A 20,321-nucleotide genomic window follows, 5' to 3' on the forward strand; every position below is an offset into this window, starting at 1 on the left:
CCGGCCCACCTCGGCAATCAGCGGCTGGAGCTTGTCGAGGAAACGGTTGAAAGCACTGCCAAGCTGCCCCAACTCGTCAGCCGAACGCACTTCAAGGCGCCCCTTCAAATCACCGCCGCCCTCGGCAATCTGCTCGACGCGGTGAAGCAATCGACGCATCGGGCGCAACACCACCAGCGGCAGGGCAAAAACCAGCAGGATGCACCCGAGCAGGCCGATCAGCAAAATGCCGCCCTGTTGCCGCCCCACCGCTTCGCCATGGTCGATCGCCGCCTGCCCCTCGTTAAGCGACGCCTGGTCTTCCAGCTCGCCCAGCTTGTCGATGGCATCGCGCATGGTGTCGAACCGCTTTTCGCCGTCGCCGAAACTCAGGGCGCTGGCCGCCTGCGGATTGGTCGCGGCCTGCTCGACCACTTGTCGCGACAGCTGTGCCCACTGGGCAAAACTGTCATCGAACTGTTTGACCAGCGCCAGTGCATCGGCCCCCGGCTGCATCGCTGCGTACTTGTGCACGCGATCATAGGCCTGCTTCAGATTCTCGGCATGGCTGGTGCGCAGTGCTTGCACATGATCGCCCGCATTGCCGACAAGCAGGCTGCGCTCGGCCACAAACGCCTGGTAGAGATCCCGGTCGGCATTGAGCAGCAGGCTGATGGCCGGCAGATAACGCTTGGTCAATTCCGTACTGGAGTCAGTCACCTGATCGATGCCACGCACGCCCGACCAGCCCATCAACACCAACAGCAACGCCAGAAAAGCGATTGGCAAGGTGATTTTCCAGCGAAAGCCCAGGTCGGCAAAGAACCGCAGCATGGGAACTACTCCTTTTACGGGGTTTGATTTGCCTATCGGCAGGCATACCTTGAGATATAGACCATTGGTCTAATTGTCACAAAGAAGTGACATGCCCGTTGCGGATTAAACGCAAGCGTCTACTGCCCATGTTCCTCGAACCAGGCCTTCGTGGATTCGGCGCTCATGAGCGACACCGGTGGGGGACAACTGTCATCCAGGCACTGGTCATCGGGTATGAAGGTAAATATCTGACCGTCGGTGGCGTCCAATCGCAGGTGCACGATCGGCCAGAAACGCCCCGTTGTCTTGAAATAGTCATCCTGGATATAACGGGCTCCCGCGCGCCCATCCCCCGGGTTGTATGCCACCCCATAGAACAAGGCATCGATCGGCAGGCGCTCGGGAATGCGCTGCTCCCATGGGACCAGAACGAACTCGTTCCAATGGTAAGGCGGATGGGCATATGTATTGCGAAGGTCGAGCAGCACCTGAACCATATGCACCGAAGGGAGGAAACTGCAGGAGTTATACGGCGTCGTGGAATACCAGTACAGCCAGCTTTCCACGCTGTCGACTCCCAGGGTCGTGCATTCCATGCGCCCGGTACAGGCCTCGTTCAGCGCGCCCGTGTAACCATCGAATGGATAGAGGCAGCGCACCGTCAGTGGATTAGACGTCGGCGCGTCCAGCGCCTTGAACAATAAACCTTGAGGCCAAGCCGGCAACGACATCGCGGCGTCGGCCCGGACATAACTGGCGGAGACACCATTGATGCTTTCCGATCGGGGACTGGGGTTCCATGATTGAAACGCGGAGGTCGACTCAGTCCCTCTCAATACCACCCCATTGCAATAGAACGGCGCGCGCCCATCCGGACAGGTGGTGGCCGTATCGAAATAACGCGCATTCAACCGCTGGGCCACTTCATAACCGACATACAACTGATCCTGCAAATTGAAACCGAACACGATCCCCTCGGCGCCCGCCAGATCCAATCGCAGAATCGGCAGCCATTGACCCGTAGCCGCGTGATAGTCGCGCTGGTTGCGTTGGGCCACCCGCAGTCCGCCGGACCGGGATGTGTCGTAGAACAATGCTTGCACGGGCACCTGCCCCGGCACCTCGGCGTTCCAGTTACGGATCTGCAATTGGTTGGGCTGGGTCACCCAACTGCCGCCCAATTGCTCATGGGCCAACAGGCTGGCACGAAACTGCGCCGCGATCCGGCTGCTCAGCGAGCATTGCAAAGCCGGTTGCTGGCCTTGCTGCTGGAAGTGCGTCAACCAGCCCGCCGCATCACTCACGCCCAATGCCGCGCAGGACCCCGGATCATCCGCCGTACCTCCGGTTCCGCATCCATAATTGCCTTGAATCGACGCCACCAGCGGATAGGCGCAGAGCACGTCCACCGATTTGCCCTGGCTGATGGCCGTGAACGGATCACTGAAGACCATGCCGCTGTCCTGGGTCAGGCTACGGATGCCCTGGTCGCTGCGAAGATAGGAGAAACTGCGGGCGCCCAGGGCGATGGCGCTGTCTGTATGTTCCCAGAACCGGATCGGCAATCCACTCATCAGGCCACTGACCAGCACGCCGCTACAGAAATACGCGGCCTGGTTGCCGGGGCACGCCTGAGGGGTGCTGCTATAGCGGGTATTGAGCAACTGAGCGACTTCCGGTCCGGTTGCTGCGTGGGCCGTTACTCCCAACAGGATCAAGACCAGATACAGGAACTTGCCAAACAGAAGACGCCGTTTCATGAAACCTCCTTGGCACAGGATTCATCAAGTCATGCAAAGCCCTGAACAGGGACAGGTGGGATCGCGACTGAATGAAGCGACGTTGTTATGGGTCTAGATACCGTTCCAGTTTCGGACCAAAGCGCTGTCTACCCATGACCGCTACCCGAGGTGCCGGGCAACTGCTCTCCAGGCATTGATCTTCGGGAGTGAACCTGAATACCTGGCCATCCGGTGCGTCCAGGCGCAATTCGACGATGGGTAAGAATCGCCCCGTTGCCTTGAAATAATCATCCTGCAGGTAACGAGAACCCACGGGACCGTCGCCAGGAAAAAGCGCCTCGCCATAGAACACGGCATCGATCGGTAATTGCTCGGGAATGTCTTGCGGCCAGGTCCTGACCATGAATTCGTTCCAATCCCAGTCTCCCAGACGTACACGAATGTCGAGCGTCAGCTGGATCTGCTCCGGGGTCGTTGAAAAACTGCAGGATACGTAGGGATTGCCGGCATAACGGGCCATCCAGATATCTACATTGTCGATACCCATTTGCAGACAGACGCCATGGGATGAACACGCCTCCGCCAGGTTGGAGGTTCCGGCATCGACAGGGTAAGCGCAGCCCATGGTCAATGGATAAGCGGCGGGGGCCGACCATTCCTTGAAGATAAATCCCTGACGCCAGACCGGTTTCAGGACTTGTGAATCGACCCTGATAAAGGTTGTGGATACCCCATTGTTGCCCTGGGAGATGGGACTGGGATTCCAGGATCGGTAGGCCTCGGTTGCATCAGTCCCTCTCAATACCACTCCATTGCAATAAAACGAAGCTCTATTCCCCGGACAGACAGTTGCCGTATCGAAATAACGGGCATTCAACCGCTGGGCCACTTCGTAACCGACATACAACTGATCCTGCAAATTGAAACCGAACACGGCCCCCTCGGCGCCCGCCAGATCCAATCGCAGAATCGGCAGCCATTGACCCGTAGCCGCGTGATAGTCGCGCTGGTTGCGTTGGGCCACCCGCAGTCCGCCGGACCGGGATGTGTCGTAGAACAATGCTTGCACGGGCACCTGCCCCGGCACCTCGGCGTTCCAGTTACGGATCTGCAATTGGTTGGGCTGGGTCACCCAACTGCCGCCCAATTGCTCATGGGCCAACAGGCTGGCACGAAACTGCGCCGCGATCCGGCTGCTCAGCGAGCATTGCAAAGCCGGTTGCTGGCCTTGCTGCTGGAAGTGCGTCAACCAGCCCGCCGCATCACTCACGCCCAATGCCGCGCAGGACCCCGGATCATCCGCCGTACCTCCGGTTCCGCATCCATAATTGCCTTGAATCGACGCCACCAGCGGATAGGCGCAGAGCACGTCCACCGATTTGCCCTGGCTGATGGCCGTGAACGGATCACTGAAGACCATGCCGCTGTCCTGGGTCAGGCTACGGATGCCCTGGTCGCTGCGAAGATAGGAGAAACTGCGGGCGCCCAGGGCGATGGCGCTGTCTGTATGTTCCCAGAACCGGATCGGCAATCCACTCATCAGGCCACTGACCAGCACGCCGCTACAGAAATACGCGGCCTGGTTGCCGGGGCACGCCTGAGGGGTGCTGCTATAGCGGGTATTGAGCAGTTGAGCGACTTCCGGTCCCGTGACGGCCTGGGCCGTCAATACAAACAGGAACGCTATCAGAGTCAGGATCTTGCCAAGCCAGAATGAAGGCGTTTGCATCGCGGCCGTCCGTGTAGTCATTGTCCGTGCTCGCGAAACCAGGACTCCATACTCTGGACTCCCGCAGCTTGTGGGGGAGGTGGACAACTGTCAGCCAGGCACTGGTCATCCGGTGTAAAACTGAATACCAAGTCATCCGTTGCCCTCAGGTCCAATTGCACAATGGGCCAGAAGCGCCCCGTCATCTTGAAATAGTCATCCTGGAGATACCGCGCACCGGCCAAACTATCATTGGGGTAATAGGCCTCGTGGCTGTAAAAAACCGCATCGATCGGTAACTGCTCGGGAATATCCTGCGGCCAGGTCAACAAGATGAATTCGTTCCAATCGTAAGGTGGCATCGCGGCTGTCTTGCGCACCTCCATCAGCAATTGAAGGCCATCGGCCGTGGGGGCAAAACTGCAGGATTCGTAGGGTCGCGTTTGATATAGCTGCATCCAGGTTTCTAGGCTGTTGACCCCCAAGTCGGCACAGCGGCCATAACCCGCGCAGGGATCAGGCATCAGCCCTGTGTGGCCATCGTACGGATAACCACAACGCAAGGTCGTAGGATGGATCGCCGGAGCGGCGACTTCCTTGAAGAGAAAACCTTGGGGCCAGACAGGCCGTGGCACCCGGGAATCCGCGCGTAAGAACGTGGTGGAAACACCACCGTTGGCGATGGAGTAATGGCTGGGGTTCCATGAGTGATAAAGCGCGGTGGCATCGGTTCCTCTCAATAGGACGCCATTGCAATAGAATGAGGGCCGGCCATCCGCACACGTGATCGCCGTATCGAAGTAACGGGCGCTGAGTCGCCGGGCGACTTCATAACCGAGGTACAACTGATCCTGCAAATTGAAGCCGAACACGGCGCCATCGACGCCCGCCAGGTCCAGTCGCAGAATCGGCAGCCATTGGCCTGTAGCCGCGTGATAGTCGCGCTGGTTATGCTGGGCCACGCGCAATCCACCAGGCCGGGTCGTGTCGTAGAACAACGCCTGCACAGGTACCTGTGCCGGAGCCTGGGCATCCCAGTTGCGGATCTGCACCTGATTGGGCTGGGTCACCCAACTGCCGCCCAATTGCTCATGGGCCAACAGGCTGGCACGAAACTGCGTCGCGATCCGGCTGCTCAACGAGCATTGCAAAGCCGGTTGCTGGCCTTGCTGCTGGAAGTGCGTCAACCAGCCCGCCGCATCGCTCACGCCCAACGCCGCGCAAGAACCGGGGTCGTCCAGAGAGCCTCCAGTTCCACATCCATAATTGCCGTGAATCGAAGTCACCAGCGGATAGGCACACAACACATCCAGCGATTTTCCCTGGCTGATGGCCGTGAACGGATCGCTGAACACCATGCCGCCGTCCTGCGTCAGGCTGCGGATGCCCTGGTCGCGGCGCAGGTAGGAAAAACTGCGGGCACCCAGGGCAATGGCGTTGTCGGTATGCTCCCAGAACCTGATCGGCAATCCACCCATCAGGCCACTGACCAGCACTCCGCTGCAGAAATAGGCCGCATGGTTGCCGGGGCACGCCTGCGGGATGCTGCTATAGCGGGTATTGAGCAACTGAGCGACTTCCGGCCCGGTTACGGCCTGGACCATCGAGCACTGCAGTAGCAATAACAACAGCAGGGGCTTGACCACCCGACGGACTATTCCAAAGCGCAAGCAAGCGTTCATGATCGGGCCTCCTGTCACACGGATTCCGACCTGGACCGATAGTAGGAAACCCGACCCTGGAGCAAGGACTGAACGGCTTCACTGTCACCGCCACCCGCGGCATGCCCCCACGTCACCATTCGGCCATCGGCGGTCAAGGCAGTAAACCCATGGGAGTTGCCATAGATTGCCCGGACATTGACCAGCACTCCGGCCACCGGTCCCACATCCCCACCGACGGTGACGTCCCCCCAAGCCACGACGCTGCCATCGTTACGCAGAGCGGCGAAAGCTTTGGAGGATCCTGTGACCTGGACGATGTCATTCATCCGGGCAATCTCATCGCTGACCTCTCCTCCGGTCTCCACGGTTCCCCAGGCCACCACATGACCATTTTTCCGACGTGCGACAAAAGACTGCCAATTGGAGGTCACTTCGATGATATCGTCCAGATCCTGAATCAGCTCCGGCAGCACGCCACCGTGTGTCGCGGCCCCCCAGGCGATGACATGTCCGCTGGCACACCGAGCGACGAAGGCTTGTGCAGTGGCGCAACTGAGTTCAATGACATCATCGCGATAGGCAATTTCTTGCGGTAGCGTTCCGCCTTGCTCAGCGCCACCCCAGGCAACCAGCCGATGATTGCCACGCAAGGCAGCGAACGCCGCATAATTTCCGATCACCTCTTCGACGTCGTCCAGTTGCCCGATGTCTTCGCCCAGCTCGCCGCCATTGGCCACGGCTCCCCAGGCCAGCACTTGCCCCGTGCTGCGCAGGGCCGCAAAAGCCAACGAGCCGCCACACACCTTGACGATATCGCTGCATTCCTCGACAGGCTCTGGCAGCAGACCACCGCTGGCCGCATCGCCCCAGGCCGCCAACTGCCCGCCGTCCCTTATGCCGGCAAAGGCTGCGCCATTACCCACTACCTGGGTGAATCCGGTTCTCGGCACACCGCCCATAGTCGCCCCATGGGTCGTCATCCCCCAGGTCACTACATTGCCATTGACGCGGCGCGCGGCGTAAGCGCCCATCGTGGCACTCACCTCGGCGATATCATCCATGCTGATAATGGTCGCCGGGATCTTCGCACCCTCGGCGTCATTGCCCCAGCCCACCAGATCGCCAATGTCCCGACGGGCAATAAAGGCCGCATCGCCGGTGAGCACGCCATCGAGGCCACTACCGAAGATATTTCCCGGGTTCAAAGTGACCTGATAATCGGTGGAACGTACATGCAAGGGCCTGGAAGAGTCGCGGTCCTGAAAAGTCGTGCCGGCCACCCAACCATCGTCGCCCTCGTATTGCCACTGCACCAGGACGGGCCGTCCGGTCGACGTCTGGAACGCACTCAACCGCCGCGAACATCCCGAACATCGATACAGGCCACGGTTATAACGTGCCCCCATGACCCGTATCTCACCGGAGCCGATATCGCGCTTGACCTCGTACCGGGCCTCGGGGCCCGGCTCGCCTCCGTTGACGGTATAGGTCAGCACGATGGAGCGGCCTTCGTTGGCACTGATCACCGTGTAGGGAATATCGATGTACAGTGCGCCTCCCGCCTCGCTCGGCAACACTGAATGCGTTAATACAGTGCTGCCCGTGCCCGCCGCTCCCGCCAGGGTTACCTGAACCACATCAGCGGATTTCAACCAGGCTTCGGGAGCGATCCGCAGCGTCGCACCGCTGGACAGATCCTCCGGATTCAACTGATCGCCCTTGGCCTGAACGATGATGGGCATCGGCAACGGCAGTTTGGCGATTCGCAAGCCGAAGTCCTCGGAGTGCTCATTATCGCCTCCGGCGAGGTGTTCCACTTCGTAAGTCAGTGTCACGGCCAGTTCCAGAAACCGCCGGACCTGCGCCTGGGGCACGATGAAAAACAAAGGTTTGCCTATATCGTTACGCGAATAAGGCTTCTCATCGGTGTATGCCGTCACCCCCCCCGCCGTATCTGCCCAGGTAAGCCACACAATGTCGCCTTCGATCAGGCCATCCCGGGGTACAGTCACCTGGGCGCCCTGCGGAACCGACTCGGGATCGAGCACAGCGTTCTGCTCCATCCCCATCACAGAAGGGGGCGGCAGCAAAGCGCCTTGCCTGGCGTCGGCATGGATATCGTTCATGGCAAAAAACTCCTCTGAGGCGAGTCTTCAAGACGTACCGCGCGAAGCGCCCAGAACGGGCAGGAAGGTATCGGTGGTCAATGCCGTGGCATTGGCGTTGACATCCCCGCCATTCAGGTCATAGGCCCAGGCAGTACCGGCGCCCAATGTGTCGCCGGTCCAGAATGGATAATTCAGCCAGCCCAGGTACTGCGCCACGGGGCCGTTACCGGCGGAATACAAGGACCAAAGTCGCTTGATGTCCACCAGGGTGACCGGGTCCAGGCTGGCGCTGGCGCAGACCCGGACCATCCCCTGCCAGTCAGCACCAGAACTCAAGTAATACAGTTGCCGGATACCCGAGATCGTCAGCGAATAGGCACGCGGTTGATTCAGGCTGTCGGTGGCCGTGATCGTGCATTGGCCATTGCCCCTGGCGGTCACTTCACCTGTCTGGGGATCGACATCGGCCACATAGTCGTCGCTGCTGGCATAGCGATAAGGCGGGCTGCCCCAGGTTGCTTCCCGTGTCATCCGGGCATAGGCCGGTACCGTCAATGGGGCTTTGTCGGCGACGGCGACATAGTGATGCTCGCTGAGATCGAGTTCCGCCGCGTCCCCGAACCCCACCGCGATTTGCAGCGGCAACTCATCCGAGGGCTGCGTGCTGCCATCGAGCATCAACACCTCATAACGGATGGGCACGACCCCCTCGGCGTCGGCAACGAAATATTCAGCGTCGACGTAGAACACCACGTCCTTGATGTTCGTTCCGACCGGCAGCTCGTTCTCATAGTCGGGCCCGACAAACACGAACACTCTCTGCCAGTTGACGTCGGCGGCATCACGCCTGATCCGGACACGAGCCCCGTCCGGTGGGATATCGACAGGATCCAGGACGCCGTCGGGCGCTTCATCCACGGAGGGAGGCGGTAGGTTTACCACACGCTGGCCAGGGGTATCGGACATGGTGACACCTCGCAAAGACAGGAAGCCAGGCGCCCAGAGACGCCTGCTCGGATAAGCACGGAATATTCGGTTTACGAACCTACAGACGCATGCTCGGCCTGCGCCGCCAGCACCCTCGGTGCCGGTGGCGAGCGATAGTAGGACACGTTGCCCCGCAACTGTCCGTACACCGAATCGTTGTTGCCACCGCCAGTCGCATGTCCCCAGGCAACCACATCGCCACTGGCCGTCAACGCGACAAAGCCATGGGAATTGGCATAAAGGGCCTGAACATTGACCAGTCGTTGGGACGTGGCGCCGGGAATCGTTCCACCCACCACCGGATTACCCCAGGCAACGACGGTGCCGTCACTGCGCAACGCCGCAAACGCCTCGGAACTGCCGGCGATCTGTACGACCCCCGTCAACCCCGCCGGAGCGACGCCCCCCTCGTTGGGTCGTCCCCATGCGTCTACGGAACCATCACCACGACGCGCGGCAAACGCCCGCCATGTGCTGACCACTTCGACAACACCGCTATTGGGCTGCGGCGCGCCGCCTCCGCCATATTCCACCGAGCCCCAGCTCACCACCTGCTGGTTGGTATTCAGAACACAGAACGCCTGGGCATTGGCGCAAGCAAGCTGGGCGACTCCGGACAGCCCGCCAGGTAAGCTACCGCCGTAGGCGGGATTGCCCCAGGCCTCCACTCTGCCGCCGGTACGCAGGGCTGCGAAGGCCGCGAAAGAGCCTATGATGTCCACCACGTCATTAAGCCCTGGAGGAGCCGTTTCACCGTAACCGGCAATCCCCCAGGCCGCGACCGGATTGTTCAGACGACGGACCGCGAAAGCCTGGGAAGTGGCATAGACATTAGAGATATCGAGGTAGCTATTGATCGGGGCCGGCACCAGATCGTTGTCCCGGTTCGCCCCCCAGGCCACGACGCTGCCGTTGGTCTTGCGACCGCCGAAGGCGTTGCCATTGCCGACGATCTCGGCAAAGCCTGCAGCCGATACGCTTCCCATCCGACCACCTGCGGTCGGATCGCCCCAGACCCGCACCGTGCCCGAGCGGTCAACGGCCGCATAGGCGCTCTGGGTACAGCTCACATCGACGATATTGTTCAAAAGCGGAGCCGCGCCACCAAACGCCGGGTTTCCCCAACTCACCACATCGCCCCGATCGAGCAGGGCAGCAAAAGCCGCGCCGCCCTCGGTCAAGGTATCGACCCCATTGCCGAAGATATTCGCCGGGTTCAGCATCGCTTCCTGACTGCTCGAACGGACCTGCAACACCTTGGACGGCTGGATGTCGCGCCAAGTGGTAGCCGGCGCGCTCCAGGTGGGCTCATCCGCATACTTCCATTCAACCGCCAGCGGCTGCTGCGTGTTGGCATGCAAAGCACTTAACAACCTGGAGCATCCTGAAGCCCGGTAGGTTGTGCGGTTGAAACGGGCACCCATGATCTTGAAGGGCTCCAGAACCACCGGTACGCCAACATGCATATTGAACGGCAGGGATGGCCCGGTGAGGGTTCCATTGCGATTGCGGGTATAGGTGACGGTCACGTCCGTGTTGATAAATCGCTGGACGTCAGTCGATGGAATCAAGAAGCGCAGGTAATTATTAGGCAGGTCATTCCCTGTGTAGGGTTTTTCTACAGAATCATATCGGGCGACCACACCGTTTTTATCCGTCCAGGTCACCACGATCCCATCGCCGACCAGCAATGCGTCCCCCGGGACCCGAGTCCAGACCTGCACGATCAGCGAGGGATCCAGCGTACCGCCTTCAGCCACACCCTCCACGAGGGGAGCGGGCAGGTTCTGATCGGGTAGGCCGAGATGAATGTCCAGGCGCTTGACCGACGACCGGCTGAAGTTACCCAATTGATCGAACACCAGGAACTCCACCAGCGTGTTGGGATTGTCGCCCGCCTGTTGGAATGTGTCGGTGAACAGGGTGTTCACTTCTGGTACCGAGGCGTCGGCAATCTCCCACTCAACGGTGGCATTGCCCAGCAGGAAACGAATTCGATCGTAATCACGGCGGTTGCTGTAGTTGAAACCGAATGCCACCCCTTGGGCCGCTCGCTCGGCGTTGACGCCATTGCTGACGACATCGGGAGGAATCACCAGGTCCAGCCCATCGGGCGCCGGCTCACCGGGAGCCCGCAGGTGATAAAGCACGTTCAAATCCCTGGAGTTATCGAAGTCCCCACTCGGGCGGGTCGCTATGTAGTACAGCCGGTTGACGCCATTGAGCAACCGTCCCTGGGGCACATACAAACGCATGCGCAGTTGTTCCTCTCCCGGATTGACGGTGCCGCCTGCCACCGGAGTGGGATCGGCATTGACATACAAGTCGACACGATCGCCTTCCGCCATTGTCCAGCCACGACGCTGAAGCTCGTTCCACGGATCGATCAGGCACTCAAGGCCCCGGGGTTGGTCGTCGTAGAGACTTTTCGGAATGCCGCCATGAGCGAGATCGGGCGGTTTGATTGGAGACACCCAACCCGGAACGATCACAGGGTATAGTTCGAACAAATCGTTCAATGTGCTGGATTGGATATCCATCATGATCTCCTGGTGAGTGGCAGGCCGTTATCCTCTCGGGACGCCGTTATCACACTCCAGACCGGGGAGACTGGCTACTGTCAGAACTAACAGGTGTGGGGATATTCAGGACAAATGGTCGGTTGAATGGCTCATGGCTGTCATCGAGTTGAGCAAATCGTTGGCGAATCGGGCGCTGGATAACGTTGATCCGCGCTAGGGTTCGCTCCCTCACCACGGACCCACTCCAACTTTAGGCACACTGACCGCAAGATGCTAAGCTGCTGCCCGGCTGGCCTGGCTTGCGAGAGGTACCTCATGGAATTGGTGGTTCATAGCTATTGCCTGAAAGGCGCACGTCAGGAGCCTCTGCTTTCCCCCGTCACCCTGACACCGACCTCGTCGACCCTGACGGTCGCCGAGCTCATTCGCCTCACCGTTGCCGAACAGATCGCCGCGCTGTCGGTCCAGCACTGGCTGGAACAGGCGGCCGTGCGCGAGGTGCTTGATCGCCAGTACCTGAGCGAGCGGGACATCCGCCGGCAAGCCGGTGAAGGCGCAATCGTCATGCCGCAAGCCAAGGCATCCCCCCAACTGGACCTCGACGTCGAGATCGAGCGCGCCTTGAAGGGCTTTGAAAGCCTCGCATTCCGCGTCCTGCACAATGGCGTCATGCTGCAGAACCTGGATGACCTCATCGATGTGAGCCCCCCTTCCACGATTGCGTTTATCCGTCTGATGCCGCTGGTTGGCGGATGATTCCTGTCGTTCATTTCTTCGGAACCCCTCATGCAATCACGTCGTCCTGTGCCCGACCAAGCCATACGCCTCGCTGCACTGGGAGCCTTCTGTGACAGCGCATTGGATACCTATCCCGAACTCAATCGCCATGACGAATGCGAGCTCGATTTCTGGGATGGCATCGACTTCCTGCGCATTGCCAACGACTGGGTCAGGCAGCAGCCAGAGGAAGGCGCCAGGGCACTGGCCGACGGTTTTGTGTTCCCGACCGTCTGGGATGACTTGAAAGACCGCCGCGACCAACAGCGCTACGGCCTGCAATATCGCATCTGCGATGCGTGGATCACTGCTTACCCCGATGCTTACGCACTGGAGCAGATCGGTGCACGGCTGCAACACATGCTGCAATTTGCTTTCGAGGACAGCGACTATCCACTGCCCACCGGTGACGACGATCCTGCCTATTACCGAAGACGTCCGGAACACGCCTGGGCCTTTCCCGATGTGTCGGACTGCATCAACCGCCTGAGCAACTACCCGCCCACTCCGGCCTGGCAGACGTTCGCCGAATGGTTGCTGGACGGCAGTTGGAACCGTGTGCAGCCACCTTCCCCGCCTGATGAAGAGCAAAGGAGAGTCGCCGACGCGTATACCTACGTGCACAAGGACATCGAGCGCATTGCTTTGGGCCTGATGGAAGCTGGCCAGTTCGATTACCCACGCTTCGTCCGGGCAGCCAACACCTGGGGGCGCGCCATGATGTTCTATACAGACGACACGGGGCTCGACAGCGATGACCTGGAACTGAATCGGTACGCTGGTGAAACGTTCGACGAGGACGCCCCAGATGACGGGCCCCCTGAGGACGAGGGATTCGAGGCGGAACAATCTCTAAGTGAACATCCTCTGATTGAAGGGTCGGCCGACGTGCCACCCGAACTGGCGAACTTCACCGTTCGTTATGTCGAGGACGCCCTGGCCGGATTACCCGATAATGCCGAGAAGCTGGCCGACACCTTCCGTTCGGTGGAGGTCTATCAGACCCGCTGGGTGCTGCTGGCCCTGGCGGTCATCGAACGGCTGGGCATGACACCTGACACCTTTCATGACAGCTTCGGCAATACGGCCGCGGTGCTCGAACGTTTCCTGTCGCTCCAGGCATTGCCCAGAGAGCAATCGGCAGAGCTGCTCGCGTCGCTGGCCGGTTTTTCAAGAAATACCCTGCTGACCGCCCTGCCCTACGCCGGGCACGCCAGCCGAGTGGTACTCGACGCGCTCGGCTGGGGTGATCTGCAAGCCTTCCAGCGTGAATACCTGAACATCGCCCTCGCACCTCAATCCGGCTGGGGCAGCGACCTGCCCAATACGTTGGATGCAACCGTGGGTGTGGTGGACCGCTACCTGCTGGACAAGGCGCTGACGGAAGCCGACCCGGAGCACTTGCGCGAATACCTCGCCGTACTCGCCCCCTCGCACTGGGCGTTTCCCGAAACCCGCGTGCTGTTCGACGCCTATCAAGGTATCGGACGACCCGCACTGGAAAAGAAGTTGACCCGCCACGCTCAGCCGGCAATGCGCATCTATGGGTTATTCCCTGTCACGCATTCGGACGACGTACGCCAGCGCTACCTGACGCTCAAGAAATTGCACAAGGAGGTGCGTAAATACGGCCCCCAACGACAGGCAAACTCCCACGCGGCGATTCAGGCGGGGCTGGAAAACCTGGCGCGTGTGGCCAGTTATCCCTCGGCGATTCGCCTGGAATGGGCCATGGAATCGGAGATCGCCGAATCCGCCCTGACAGCCGCCACCGTCGAGGGCTATGACGTCACGCTGGTGATCGACGGCTTGTCGCCCACGTTGCGCATCTGCAAAGCCGGAAAGACGCTCAAGAGCGCACCGCCGGCGATTCGCAAAAACGCTGACTTCGTCGCCCTCAAAGCCCAGCAGACCCAACTCCAGGAACAGATCGCACGCTTCTGCCGCACCCTGGAAACGATGATGAGCAGCGGCGAAACCCTGACCCTGGATGTCCTGAAAACCCTGCTGAGGATGCCCGCCGTTCGCCTGCTGCTGGAACAGCTGATCGTGCAAGCCGATGACGCGGTGCTGGGCTGGCTCGACAGCGCAACACTGACGGTGACCGACCTTGAGGGCCGTCAATACGCCATTGAACAGAACCTGCGCATTGCTCACCCTTTTCATCTGTTCACCGCAGGACAACTGTCGGCCTGGCAGAAAGAAGTCGTCAGCCGTCGCCGCGTACAGCCGTTCAAGCAGGCCTTTCGCGAGCTGTATCTGCTGACCCCCGCCGAGCGCAGTACGCGCTTGTGGTCCAATCGATTTGTCGGCCACCGCCTGAGAGGCAAAGTAGCCGCGCGGTTGCTGCAGGTCCGCAACTGGTCGACCTCAAGCGTCGACGACATCTATTACGAGAGCAAGGAACACGGCATCCACGCCACGTTCAACTTTCTGGATACCGGCCATTACCTGTCAGAAACGGAACACTTCACTTTCGACACGATTGCGTTCTATCGCGACCAGAAAGCGCTGCCGCTTGAACAGGTACCGCCCCTGCTGTTTTCGGAAGTCATGCGTGATGCCGACCTGCTGGTTTCCGTGGCCCACGCCGCGGACGGCTACAGCACCAGTCACGAAACCCTGCAGCGACGCGCCGAACTGATCGGCGAACTGATTCAGGGGCTGGGACTGCAAAACGTCAAATGTGAGGGTCATTTCCTGCACATTACCGGCCAGCGCGCGAACTACCGCATTCATCTGGGCAGCGCAGCCATCCATATCGAACCCGGTAACTACCTGTGCATCGTCCCTGCTGGCGCCAGCGCTCCCGAGCTCTACCTGCCGTTCGCCGACACCGACCGGAAAATGACCGAAGTGCTGAGCAAGATGTTTTTGCTGCAAGACGACATGAACATCACTGACAGCCAGATATTGGAGCAGATACAGCGGGGGAGCTGATGGCGGGCTTTGTTCGGTAAATGCCCCGGCATCGGTTGCCGACTGAGCAGCTCTGAACCAAACGCCTGAAACGAAAAAGCCCAGCGGGGTAGCTGGGCCTTATAAGCAGCGAACGGCTTTATTCTTCTTCCGTCCCCGTCGTAGAACTTCCGTATTCCAAGACTTCGCAAGCAGCTATCAGGTCTGTGTAGGAGTTCGGCATTTTCCCGTTTAGGAGCATTGCGGTAAAAACTGCATACACATCATTTTTGTCGCCATCCTTCCTCAGCGTTCTCTCATCATTGAGCCATGCGTAAATAATAGTCTTCGGGGCCTCGGTTCTGAACTGAAAAAACAAGCGATACCGTGGAGGCAGCCCTTGCTTCTTTACTCGAAACCAGTGCTTGAAATCCCGCCCCAGCGTTTTACCTTGGCGATAGCAGGTATGGGTTGGATCAGACGGAACATTTATGAGGATATTCGCGCTCACTGCATCGAACAACTTATAAACCGGATGATGGTGAAAGCCTTCCGGGTCATTAGCTATAACCCGCTCGACGGAGACGGTGATCTCCTCGAGACGCGCAATGAATAATGGGTGAGCATAGAGTGCCCACCCATTTTCGATATGAATCGTGCTTTCGGTCACGCTTAGCCTTCTTGCAGCTCGCGACGACGATTATCATCTGCCTGATTGCGAATAGCTTGGATTCGCTGCAACAGGCCGCGAGGGATAGGCTGGATATCCTCAGGATTTTCCTTGATATCCCTATCAAGCAGATCAAGAAATTCGATACCTGCTTGGATCTCCGCCTTTCTTTCGGTAAACGAGACGACATTGCCTTTAGACATGACTTCTCTCCATCGCAAAATTTTTCCTGCAGTGTTAGCAGGACGTAGCCTGTACCCATCATAGTGAGCACAGCCCTATAGGGCTTCTCCGTGCCCTCTGTAGGATCACTGTAGATCACTATGGTTCAGGAGGAATGCATTTAACACTATCAAAGCCGAATAAAGGAAGCATGATGATGTAACAAAAAGGCGAGACTGATGGATGACCAGACAAAAGGAAAACTCATATCAGACTTAAGCCAGCCCGCGCCCTGTGTCGTCATGAGATCCCCTACGATGGATCTGGGCTCCCCAGACCTCGTCGCGCTATTCGTAGTAGCCGATGCGTCGATAATGACGTGAGCATGGGGGAATGACATCAGCATCCATTCCCCCAAAATCCCCCCAACACAAAAAACCCCGAGGCGGCTAAGCACTCGGGGCTTTTCTATATATGGCGGAGAGATAGGGATTTGAACCCTAGGTACTGTCGCCAGTACAACGGATTTCGAATCCGTCCCGTTCGGCCACTCCGGCATCTCTCCAGTGGCGCGCATCATACCAGCACATTCGCCGGAAGCGAACCCCCGAGCGAATTTTTTTCCGTGCTATCAGATGCTTGCGTCGATTACAGCGGCACACCCAGGCGTTGGGCGACTTCTTCGTAGGCTTCGATGACGTCACCGAGGCCCTGGCGGAAGCGGTCCTTGTCCATCTTCTTCTTGGTGGCCTTGTCCCAGAGACGGCAGCCGTCCGGGCTGAATTCGTCGCCCAGGACAATGGAGCCATCGCTGAACACGCCGAACTCAAGCTTGAAGTCCACCAGCAGCAGGCCGGCGTCGTCGAACAGCTTGCTCAGCACTTCGTTGACCTTGAGGGACAGCTCCTTCATGCGCGCCAGTTGCTCGGCGGTGCCCCAGCCGAATGCCACGACGTGGGATTCGTTGATGAACGGGTCGCCCTTGGCATCGTCCTTCAGGAACAGCTCGAAGGTGTAAGGATTGAGCTTCATGCCCTCTTCCACACCCAGGCGCTTGACCAGGCTGCCGGCGGCGTAGTTACGCACGACGCATTCCACCGGGATCATGTCCAGTTTCTTGACCAGGCATTCGTTGTCGCCCAGCAGCTTGTCGAACTGGGTCGGCACGCCGGCGGCTTCGAGTTTCTGCATGATGAAGGCGTTGAACTTGTTGTTCACCATGCCCTTGCGGTCCAGCTGTTCGATGCGCTTGCCGTCGAACGCCGAGGTGTCGTTGCGAAACAGCAGGATCAAGCGGTCAGCGTCGTCGGTCTTGTAAACCGATTTGGCTTTGCCGCGGTAGAGTTCTTCACGTTTTTCCATGATGGGCTCCGCTTGCTAAGTAGATGGGCTAGGCGATATGTCGCCAGTCGAGCCCTGAATCTTGATCGGCCAGTTGCAGCCAGTCCGGGTCGCACCCAAGGGTGTCGACAAAACATTGCCGGGCCAGCTGCGGCAGGTTGTTCTTGCTGCTCAGATGGGCCAGGACCAGGTGTTGCAAGCCCTGCCAGCCCAACTCGGCCACCAGGTACGCCGCCTGGTGGTTGTTCAAATGTCCGCGTTCCCCGCCTACCCGTTGCTTGAGAAAGTACGGGTAATAACCACGAGCCAACATGTCGCGACAGTGGTTGGATTCGATCATCAAGGCATCGAGATCCCGATAACTGTCCATGACCCTGTCGCAATACGACCCCAGGTCAGTCAACAAGCCGAAACGCCGCTCGCCGTCGCTGAACACATACTGCGTCGGCTCCCGGGCATCGTGGGCCACGCTGACCACGTCGATGTCCAGGGCGCCGATGCGCAGTTGCTCGCCACCGGCCACGAAACCGGCTGGCTCGATGGGCTTGCGCAGGCCCTCCGACGTTCCACGACTGAGGTAGACCGGCAGATTGTAGCGCCGGGACAGCAAACCCACGCCATGCACGTGGTCGGCATGTTCGTGGGTCACGAGTATCGCGCTCAGTTGCGCCGGATGCACACCCAGGCGCAGCAGGCGTTTCTCGGTTTCCCGCAAGGAGAAACCACAGTCGACCAGCACATACGTACCGGCGCTGGCTACCAGCGTGCCGTTCCCTTGGCTACCGCTGCCGAGAACGGCAAAACGCATCGGATCAGCCCAGGTTGTCCTGAATCACACCCAGCACCTTGCGGGCCACTTCGGCCGGCGCCACGGTGTTGATATTTTTCTCGACGGTCACCTGGACGTTGTCGCCCACTTTGCTCAGACGAACCTGATAGCGCTCGGCACGGGCCTCGATTTCTTCCTTGTTCGGCTTGCCGCCGAACAGACCACTGAAGAAGCCGGGCTTCTCGTCTTTCTTCTCGGCTTTTTCGGCGAGGTTGATGTAGTACAGGCCCAGGCTGCGGTTGATATCTTCAACCCGCCATTCGCCCTGCTCCAGCGCACGGCCAACGCTCGACCACGCACGGTCCAGGTCGGAGCCGACGTTGAGCACCGGGTTGCCGCTGCCGTCTTCGGTCAGGCTGACACGGCTCGGCGTGTCGAAATCCCGGGAAGCCAGCATCGAAACCGAACCGCCCTGCTCTGCGGAACGGCTCATGCTGGCAAGCATGTCGTCCACCAGCGCAGCGTCGAGGCCGGTATTGACCGAACGGTTGGTGAACGCCACGTCGGCGGTGCTGCCGGCAGGACGTTCGGCACTGACCACATAGATTTCACTGGTATTGCGCTGCACGCCCGGCTCGATACGTACCCGCACGCGGGATTCACTGTCGCTGGCGACACCGGCGGCACTCAGACGCTTGCCCATGGCGGCGGACAGTTCATCGGCGTGTTGCCAGGTGGTGGTGAACTCGCCGGTCTGCGGACGCTGTTCATCGATGCGGAAACCGTTGTCCTGGAAGAACTGGATCGCCACTGGCCAGACTTCGGCCGGAGGGTGCTGGGCCATGACCCAACGTGAATCGCCACTCTTCTGCAGGGTGTAGTCGCTGGCATCGGCGATAGCCGACAGCGGCTGCGGACGAGGAACCTCATATTCGCCCTTGGTGGTGTCGTCGGCCACGTTGCGCGGGATCGGCAGCAGCGGATCCAGACGCTTGGCGACATGGACATCCGGCGGCAGTTGCATCGGTGCAGTCTGTTGCGCGTTCAGGTAATCGCTACCACGATCGCGGAAGTAACCTTCCGGGCCCCAGATCCACCCACAGCCACTGGTGCTGGAGATAATCAAGGCAAGTGCGGAAAGTCCGGCAATTCGCTTCATGCGGTGTACTTCCTCAATTAAACCAGGACGCCGGACTGGCGCATGGCCTGCCGCAGCGGTTCGTGACAGGCGTTGCTCAGCCAGGTAAGCGGCAGGCGGATGCCTTCGTGCATCAGGCCCATTTCCACCAGCGCCCACTTCACCGGGATCGGGTTGGCTTCGATGAACAGGTCCTTGTGCAGCGGCATCAGTTTTTCGTTGATGGCCCGTGCGGTCTCTGCGTCGCCCTTGAGCGCGGCTTCACACAGGTCGGCCATTTCACGCGGCGCGACGTTGGCGGTGACGGAAATGTTGCCCTTGCCGCCCATCAGGATCAGCTCGACCGCCGTCGGATCGTCACCGGACAGCACGATGAAGTCCTTGCCCACGCCATCAAGGATGGCCTTGGCGCGCTTCAGGTCGCCGGTGGCTTCCTTGATGCCGATGATATTCGGGACGGTCGACAGGCGGATCACGGTCTCGGCCTGCATGTCGCAGGAGGTGCGGCCGGGAACGTTATAGAGGATCTGCGGGATGTCGACCGCTTCGGCGATATGCTTGAAGTGCTGGTACAGGCCTTCCTGGGTAGGCCGGTTGTAGTACGGAACGACGAGCAGGCAGGCGTCGGCACCGGCTTCCTTGGCGTTGCGGGTCAGCTCGACAGCTTCGCGGGTCGAGTTGGCGCCAGTACCGGCGATGACCGGAATGCGACCGTTGACCTGCTTGACCACGGCACGGATGACTTCGATGTGCTCGTTGACATCGAGGGTCGCAGACTCGCCGGTGGTACCGACGGCGACAATGGCATGGGTGCCGTTTTCAAGGTGGAAGTCCACGAGTTTGCTGAGGCTGGCCCAGTCAAGACGCCCTTGTGCATCCATGGGTGTGACCAGTGCCACCATACTGCCCGCAATCATGAAACCGCTCCTGCCGGAAAAAGAGAGCCGTAATGGTACTGGCGCCAAGATGCTTGTACAAGCGAACTCCCATTCCCCTTGGCGATGGTTTTCGCTACCCTTCAGACTTTGATCGGTACCGAC

Annotated in this window: 14 protein-coding genes, 1 tRNA gene and 1 pseudogene; 2 read left to right on the top strand and 14 right to left on the bottom strand. The window is 59.7% G+C overall.

The genetic code is table 11. The features are described 5' to 3' along the window. Positions 1-36: 36 nt before the first annotated feature. The 7 genes and pseudogenes from FGE05_RS30525 to FGE05_RS30170 form a co-directional block, all read right to left on the bottom strand. Positions 37-813, bottom strand: a pseudogene (locus FGE05_RS30525) (MCP four helix bundle domain-containing protein); the annotation flags it as partial. 119 nt (positions 814-932) lie between these two features. Beyond that, positions 933-2,555, bottom strand: a complete 1,623-nt coding sequence (locus tag FGE05_RS26620; protein ID WP_139649642.1) for a hypothetical protein — start codon at positions 2,553-2,555, stop codon at positions 933-935. An 85-nt stretch (positions 2,556-2,640) separates the two neighbouring features. Beyond that, positions 2,641-4,266: a hypothetical protein gene (locus FGE05_RS26625; protein WP_139649645.1), complete on the bottom strand. Its 1,626-nt coding sequence runs from the start codon at positions 4,264-4,266 to the stop codon at positions 2,641-2,643. A 17-nt stretch (positions 4,267-4,283) separates the two neighbouring features. Next, positions 4,284-5,927: a hypothetical protein gene (locus FGE05_RS26630; protein ID WP_139649647.1), complete on the bottom strand. Its 1,644-nt coding sequence runs from the start codon at positions 5,925-5,927 to the stop codon at positions 4,284-4,286. Between the two features lie 14 nt (positions 5,928-5,941). Next, a complete protein-coding gene (locus tag FGE05_RS26635) occupies positions 5,942-8,035 on the bottom strand; it encodes a hypothetical protein (RefSeq protein ID WP_139649649.1) in 2,094 nt (697 codons plus the stop codon). 27 nt (positions 8,036-8,062) lie between these two features. Next, entirely contained in the window at positions 8,063-8,983 is a 921-nt protein-coding gene (locus FGE05_RS26640) for an Ig-like domain-containing protein (RefSeq protein WP_139649651.1), read from the bottom strand. A gap of 71 nt (positions 8,984-9,054) precedes the next feature. Next, on the bottom strand, positions 9,055-11,544 hold the full coding sequence (locus FGE05_RS30170; RefSeq protein ID WP_257225725.1) for a hypothetical protein: 2,490 nt from the start codon (positions 11,542-11,544) through the stop codon (positions 9,055-9,057). Positions 11,545-11,841: 297 nt separating this feature from the next. On the opposite strand from FGE05_RS30170, the gene FGE05_RS26650 reads away from it, so the two are divergent. Next, positions 11,842-12,282, top strand: coding sequence for a hypothetical protein (locus FGE05_RS26650; RefSeq protein ID WP_139649653.1), 441 nt, complete (start codon positions 11,842-11,844; stop codon positions 12,280-12,282). 30 nt (positions 12,283-12,312) lie between these two features. Continuing rightward, complete coding sequence (locus tag FGE05_RS26655) at positions 12,313-15,243, top strand: DUF4132 domain-containing protein (RefSeq protein WP_139649655.1); 2,931 nt, start codon at positions 12,313-12,315, stop codon at positions 15,241-15,243. 118 nt (positions 15,244-15,361) lie between these two features. On the opposite strand, the gene FGE05_RS26660 is transcribed toward FGE05_RS26655, so the two are convergent. The 7 genes from FGE05_RS26660 to dapA form a co-directional block, all read right to left on the bottom strand. Continuing rightward, positions 15,362-15,871, bottom strand: coding sequence for a type II toxin-antitoxin system YhaV family toxin (locus tag FGE05_RS26660; RefSeq protein ID WP_139649657.1), 510 nt, complete (start codon positions 15,869-15,871; stop codon positions 15,362-15,364). 2 nt (positions 15,872-15,873) lie between these two features. Then, positions 15,874-16,074 (bottom strand): hypothetical protein, encoded by a 201-nt coding sequence (locus FGE05_RS26665; RefSeq protein WP_139649659.1) that lies wholly within the window; start codon positions 16,072-16,074, stop codon positions 15,874-15,876. 434 nt (positions 16,075-16,508) lie between these two features. Then, a tRNA-Ser gene (locus FGE05_RS26670) sits at positions 16,509-16,598 on the bottom strand. Between the two features lie 83 nt (positions 16,599-16,681). Further along, a complete protein-coding gene (purC, locus tag FGE05_RS26675; protein ID WP_016963914.1) occupies positions 16,682-17,395 on the bottom strand; it encodes a phosphoribosylaminoimidazolesuccinocarboxamide synthase in 714 nt (237 codons plus the stop codon). Between the two features lie 28 nt (positions 17,396-17,423). Continuing rightward, a complete protein-coding gene (locus FGE05_RS26680; RefSeq protein WP_139649661.1) occupies positions 17,424-18,182 on the bottom strand; it encodes an MBL fold metallo-hydrolase in 759 nt (252 codons plus the stop codon). Between the two features lie 4 nt (positions 18,183-18,186). Next, on the bottom strand, positions 18,187-19,302 hold the full coding sequence (gene bamC / locus FGE05_RS26685) for an outer membrane protein assembly factor BamC (protein WP_139649663.1): 1,116 nt from the start codon (positions 19,300-19,302) through the stop codon (positions 18,187-18,189). A 17-nt stretch (positions 19,303-19,319) separates the two neighbouring features. Beyond that, on the bottom strand, positions 19,320-20,198 hold the full coding sequence (gene dapA / locus FGE05_RS26690) for a 4-hydroxy-tetrahydrodipicolinate synthase (RefSeq protein ID WP_139649665.1): 879 nt from the start codon (positions 20,196-20,198) through the stop codon (positions 19,320-19,322). Positions 20,199-20,321: the final 123 nt, after the last annotated feature.

The sequence above is a fragment of the Pseudomonas sp. ICMP22404 genome (assembly GCF_006227205.1).
Classification (GTDB): domain Bacteria; phylum Pseudomonadota; class Gammaproteobacteria; order Pseudomonadales; family Pseudomonadaceae; genus Aquipseudomonas.

Coding starts and splice junctions, on each gene's coding strand:
- FGE05_RS26620 (WP_139649642.1), bottom strand. CDS start 2,555: ATGAAACGGCGTCTTCTGTTTGGCAAGTTCCTGTATCTGGTCTTGATC.
- FGE05_RS26625 (WP_139649645.1), bottom strand. CDS start 4,266: ATGCAAACGCCTTCATTCTGGCTTGGCAAGATCCTGACTCTGATAGCG.
- FGE05_RS26630 (WP_139649647.1), bottom strand. CDS start 5,927: ATGAACGCTTGCTTGCGCTTTGGAATAGTCCGTCGGGTGGTCAAGCCC.
- FGE05_RS26635 (WP_139649649.1), bottom strand. CDS start 8,035: ATGAACGATATCCATGCCGACGCCAGGCAAGGCGCTTTGCTGCCGCCC.
- FGE05_RS26640 (WP_139649651.1), bottom strand. CDS start 8,983: ATGTCCGATACCCCTGGCCAGCGTGTGGTAAACCTACCGCCTCCCTCC.
- FGE05_RS30170 (WP_257225725.1), bottom strand. CDS start 11,544: ATGGATATCCAATCCAGCACATTGAACGATTTGTTCGAACTATACCCT.
- FGE05_RS26650 (WP_139649653.1), top strand. CDS start 11,842: ATGGAATTGGTGGTTCATAGCTATTGCCTGAAAGGCGCACGTCAGGAG.
- FGE05_RS26655 (WP_139649655.1), top strand. CDS start 12,313: ATGCAATCACGTCGTCCTGTGCCCGACCAAGCCATACGCCTCGCTGCA.
- FGE05_RS26665 (WP_139649659.1), bottom strand. CDS start 16,074: ATGTCTAAAGGCAATGTCGTCTCGTTTACCGAAAGAAAGGCGGAGATC.
- purC (WP_016963914.1), bottom strand. CDS start 17,395: ATGGAAAAACGTGAAGAACTCTACCGCGGCAAAGCCAAATCGGTTTAC.
- FGE05_RS26680 (WP_139649661.1), bottom strand. CDS start 18,182: ATGCGTTTTGCCGTTCTCGGCAGCGGTAGCCAAGGGAACGGCACGCTG.
- bamC (WP_139649663.1), bottom strand. CDS start 19,302: ATGAAGCGAATTGCCGGACTTTCCGCACTTGCCTTGATTATCTCCAGC.
- dapA (WP_139649665.1), bottom strand. CDS start 20,198: ATGATTGCGGGCAGTATGGTGGCACTGGTCACACCCATGGATGCACAA.